At 37.3% G+C, this 5,119-nt stretch carries 5 protein-coding genes; all 5 read right to left on the bottom strand.

Annotated elements, in window-relative coordinates:
• Window positions 1-55: 55 nt before the first annotated feature.
• Window positions 56-1,183: an isocitrate/isopropylmalate dehydrogenase family protein gene (locus COZ07_RS00270; protein ID WP_406606620.1), complete on the bottom strand. Its 1,128-nt coding sequence runs from the start codon at window positions 1,181-1,183 to the stop codon at window positions 56-58.
• A complete protein-coding gene (gene leuD, locus COZ07_RS00265; protein WP_406606619.1) occupies window positions 1,176-1,685 on the bottom strand; it encodes a 3-isopropylmalate dehydratase small subunit in 510 nt (169 codons plus the stop codon). Before leuD ends, COZ07_RS00270 begins: the two co-directional genes overlap by 8 nt.
• 1 nt (window position 1,686) lies before the next feature.
• Window positions 1,687-2,949, bottom strand: a complete 1,263-nt coding sequence (gene leuC, locus COZ07_RS00260; protein ID WP_406606618.1) for a 3-isopropylmalate dehydratase large subunit — start codon at window positions 2,947-2,949, stop codon at window positions 1,687-1,689.
• A gap of 112 nt (window positions 2,950-3,061) precedes the next feature.
• Window positions 3,062-3,892, bottom strand: coding sequence for a tryptophan synthase subunit alpha (gene trpA / locus COZ07_RS00255; protein WP_406606621.1), 831 nt, complete (start codon window positions 3,890-3,892; stop codon window positions 3,062-3,064).
• On the bottom strand, window positions 3,889-5,082 hold the full coding sequence (trpB, locus tag COZ07_RS00250; protein ID WP_406606617.1) for a tryptophan synthase subunit beta: 1,194 nt from the start codon (window positions 5,080-5,082) through the stop codon (window positions 3,889-3,891). The genes trpA and trpB overlap by 4 nt, the downstream gene beginning before the upstream one ends.
• Between the last annotated feature and the right edge of the window lie 37 nt (window positions 5,083-5,119).

Below are 5,119 nucleotides of genomic sequence, written 5' to 3'. Positions count from 1 at the left end.
ATTGTTTCAGGCTCATCTTCAGATTAGAAAAGACTGCCCTGACCCCATATTGCTGCTAAGCCTTCGGTAACTTTTTTACAATTTCATCTCCTACTTGTTCAGTAGAAGATTTTCCACTTAGATCTTGAGTTCTTACTTTTCCTTCGCTCAAAACTTTCTCTACTGCGTCCTCTATATCTTTCGCTACTTCTATTTCCCCCAGAAACTCCAACATCATCGCCCCAGCCAGTATGGTAGCAGTAGGGTTGGAAATGTTTTTACGAGCTATATCGGGGGCAGAACCATGAATAGGTTCAAACATGGAAACACCTTCAGGGTTTATATTTCCCCCGGCGGCTATTCCTAAACCACCTTGAATCATCGCCGCCAAATCGGTAATAATATCTCCGAACATATTAGGGGTAACTACTACCTTGAACCACTCGGGTTTCTGAATAAAATACATAGTAATAGCATCGACAAAGTTAAATTCAGTTTTTATATCTGGATATTGAGTTGATACCTCCTCAAAGATATCTCTCCAAAGTCCGTAAATATCAGTCAATACATTGGCTTTATCTACTGAGGTTACTCTTTTTAAGTTCTTCTTCTGAGCCAATTCAAAGGCATATTTAATTACCCTTTGGGTCCCGGGTCTGCTAACTAAACCGATCTGATAGGCCATCTCTTCTTCTGGTTCTAAGTTGAAATCTACCTGAATTTTAGCCTTGTAGAGTTTTCTTAATACTTCTAAATGGTCTTGATTTGTTCTGGCTTTAAACCTTCCCCCAATTCCTACATAGAAGTCTTCGGTATTCTCTCTAACTACGTAAAAATTAATATCTTCCGGGTTTTTATCTTTTAAAGGACAGGGAACTCCTTTGTATAATCTGATGGGACGGAGATTAATATACTGATCAAAGTAAAATCTGGCTTTTAATAATATCTCCTTTTCTAGAATACCCGGCTTTACTCGGGGGTCACCAACTGCCCCAAAGTATATGGCATCCATATCTTCTATCTCTTTTAAGGCACTATCAGGTAATAATTCCCCGGTCTTCAGGTAATGTTCGGTCCCAAAGGGATATTCGGTCCAGTTAATTTTTAATCCGTACTGGTTGGAGGCTGCCTCAATTACTTTTTTACCTTCTCTGATTATCTCCGGTCCTATTCCATCACCGGGAATCAAAGCTATGTTATACATCTATTTCTCTCCTTTTTAATTCTTCTTTGACATATTCTTTTAATCCACCAACAGATATTACTTTCTGGATAAATTCAGGCAGAAGATTAGTTCTATAAACTTTATTGGTGGATAAATTTTTTATAGTTCCCTTTACTGTGTCTATTTCTAATAATTCGCCTTCAGTGCATTGGTCTGTAATTTCTTCAGATTCAAAGATTGGAAGTCCAATATTTATCGCATTTCTAAAAAATATTCGGGCAAAAGATTTAGCAATAATACAGGATAGCCCTGCCGCTTTAAGGGCAATAGGGGCATGCTCTCGGGAACTTCCACATCCAAAATTCTTACCTGCTACAATAATATCTCCTCTGCTTATTTTTTTAGTAAACTGGGGGTCATAATCTTCCATACAGTGGAGAGCAAGTTCGGTAGGATCAGAAGTATTCAGATAGCGGGCTGGGATAATTACATCAGTATCAATATTATCTCTAAATTTCCAAACTTTTCCTTTGATAATCATCTTATTTTACCTCCTCTGGACTGACTATTCTCCCTGCCACAGCAGAGGCGGCAGCAACAGCAGGACTGGCAAGATACACTTCACTTTCAGGATGACCCATTCTTCCTACAAAATTTCTATTAGTGGTAGAGATAGCTCTTTCTCCTTTAGCTAAAATACCCATATAACCACCTAAACAAGGACCGCAAGTAGGGGTGCTTACTGCTGCCCCGGCAGAAACAAATAGATCGATTAATCCTTCCCGAAGAGCTTGTAGATAAATATCTTGAGTAGCTGGAATAATAATTAATCTAACCTCGGGGTGAACTTGTTGTCCTTTTAAGACTTCAGCGGCTATACGTAAATCTTCTATCCTTCCATTAGTACAGGACCCAATAATAGATTGATCAATTTTAATATAGCCAACCTCACTGATTGGTTTAGCATTCTCAGGTAAGTGAGGAAAGGCAACTTGTGGTTCAATTTTACTAACCTCAAATTCAATAACTTTTTCATAGGATGCCTCAGGATCACTTTTATATAATTGATAAGGTCGAGTAGCTCTTCCCTGCAAATATTCTAAAGTAATCTGGTCAGGCTCAATAATGGCTGTTTTTGCCCCTGCTTCAACTGCCATATTACACATAGTAAATCTATTGTCCATAGAAAGTCTTTTAATCACTTCTCCACTAAACTCAATCACTTGGTAATTTGCACCATCCACCCCAATCTTAGAAATGGTGTATAAGATTAAGTCTTTTCCGCTTACCCATTTATTTAATTTTCCAGAATATATAAACTTGATAGTAGGAGGTACTTTAAGCCATACTTCTCCCAGAGCCATAATAGCTGCTAAATCGGTACTACCTACACCAATAGCAAAAGCACCCAAGGCCCCAGAAGTATCAGTATGAGAATCAGCACCTACTACCACATCTCCAGGAAGGACCAAGCCCTTTTCTGGTAAAAGAGCATGTTCTACTCCCATCTTTCCTACTTCAAAATAATTCTCTATTCCTTGTTCTTGAGCAAATTCTCTTAACAATTTACACTGTTCAGCAGATTTGATATCTTTATTAGGGGCAAAATGATCAGGAATTAGTCCTATCTTCTTCCTATCAAATACCTCTTTTGCCCCACTTTCTTTAAAATACTTTATGGCTAGAGGGGCAGTAATATCATTAGCAAAAGCAAAATCGACTCGAACATTAATTATATCTCCTATTTTAAAATCATCTTTTTCTGTATGGGCAGAAAGTATTTTTTCCACAATCGTTCTTCCCATGTACTATTTTTCTCCTTTTTAGAAGTATTATTAAATATTTTAGCAATATTATATAATATGTTATAAAATTTATCATCTAAATTTTATAAATTTTATAAATTGCTAGTTAATTTTATATCTTATTTTTATTTTTTCTTCTTTCTTCTGTTCTTATGGCTTCTTTTAAAGACTTAACAAAATTACTTATCTGAGGTAACATTACTGATAAATCCTTTCGAGAATTCTCTATCAATTTTACTACTGCACTTCCCACAATTACTGCATCAGCGTATTTTGTTGCTTCTTTAGCCTGCTCAGGGCCGCTAATACCAAAACCTATTGCCAAAGGCATATCTGTATAAAGGCGAATTTTTTCTATCATTTCTACAATTTTCGGAGAAAAATTTTTTCTGACTCCGGTTACTCCAGTAACAGAAACACAATAGATAAATCCTCGAGCACTTTGAGCTATAGCAGCAATTCTTTGCGGAGTACTAGTAGGGGCTATAAAAGAAATTAATTCTATTCCAAACCTCTCGGTAATACCCCGCAATTCCTTGCTTTCCTCCAAAGGCAGATCAGGGACAATAAGACCATCCACGCCAACTGCCTTGCTATCTGCCACAAAACGATCTAAACCGTAACAAAAAATAGGATTATAGTAAGTCATTAGAGCAATCGGAACTGAAGACTTTTTCCGTATTTTTTCTATTGTGCTCAATATTTTGGAAATAGTCACTTTTCCTTTTAAGGCTCGATAAGAAGCCTGTTGGATAGTAGGTCCATCTGCTAAAGGATCTGAAAAAGGTATACCCAACTCTACTACATCAGCCCCCGCCTCAGCTATACTATAAACCAATTCTTCAGTTATTTTTAAATTAGGATCCCCTGCTGTTATATATATAATTAGAGACTTTTTTCCTTTTTCTCTTAAATTACGTAAAACTTTCTCAATTCTCATTATTCCACCCCCAATTTATCAATAGCTACTTCTGTATCTTTATCCCCCCGACCAGAAAGACAGACTACCACAACCTCTTCCTTTTTGGTCTTGGGGATTAACTTTGGCAAATAAGCCAGGGCATGAGCACTTTCTAAGGCGGGAATAATTCCCTCTGTTCGAGAAAGCAATTGGAATGCTTCTAATGCTTCATTGTCAGTAACTGATACATAGGTAGCCCGACCAGTTTTCTTTAGATAAGCATGTTCAGGACCAACACCGGGATAATCTAGACCAGCCGATATAGTATAAGCCTCTTTTATCTGTCCATCTTCATCTTGTAAAACGAAACTCTTTGTGCCATGAAGCACTCCTACTTTCCCATTACCCAGAGTGGCGGCATGTTCCTGACTGGCCAAGCCATGTCCAGCTGCTTCAACTCCATACATTTTCACTTTATTTTCACCACAAAAAGGATAGAACAGTCCCATCGCATTGCTACCTCCACCTACACAAGCAACTAAATAATCAGGCAGACGACCTTCTTTGGCTATAATTTGTTCCTTTACCTCTTGGCCAATTACTGATTGAAAATCTCTTACCATCATAGGATAAGGATGAGGACCAACTACTGAACCAATCATATAGTATGTATCTTCTACATTAGAAACCCAATCTCTAATTGCCTCGCTAACCGCATCTTTTAAAGTTCTGCTTCCCGATTTCACCGGGATTACTTCTGCCCCCAAAAGTTTTATTCGAAAAACATTAAGAGCTTGTCGTTTTATATCTACTTCCCCCATATATATAACACAAGAAAAGCCAAATAAAGCAGAAACGGTAGCTACAGCAACACCATGCTGACCAGCTCCTGTTTCTGCAATAATACGTTTCTTCCCCATTTGCTGAGCTAAAAGTACCTGCCCAATCGCATTATTAATCTTGTGTGCACCAGTATGATTTAAATCTTCTCGCTTTAAATAAATTTTTGCTCCTCCTAATTTTTCTGTTAATCTCTTGGCGTAATAGAGAATAGAAGGTCTTCCAATATAATTTTTAAAATAATACTGTAAATCTCTCTGAAAATTAACACTTTCCTTCGCCTTCTGATAAGCAATTTCAAGTTCTGATATAGCTGACATTAGAGTTTCTGGCACATATTTACCACCAAATTCACCAAAATAACCTCTTTTATCGGGTAATATTTTGTTCATTTTCCCACCTCCAAACTTCTTGTATAAATTTTCTTAT

It is taken from the genome of Candidatus Infernicultor aquiphilus, from assembly GCF_002784285.1.
GTDB lineage: Bacteria > Atribacterota > Phoenicimicrobiia > Phoenicimicrobiales > Phoenicimicrobiaceae > Infernicultor > Infernicultor aquiphilus.
Note: the sequence above shows the minus strand (reverse complement) of the source record. Positions and strands in the feature narration are given on the sequence as shown.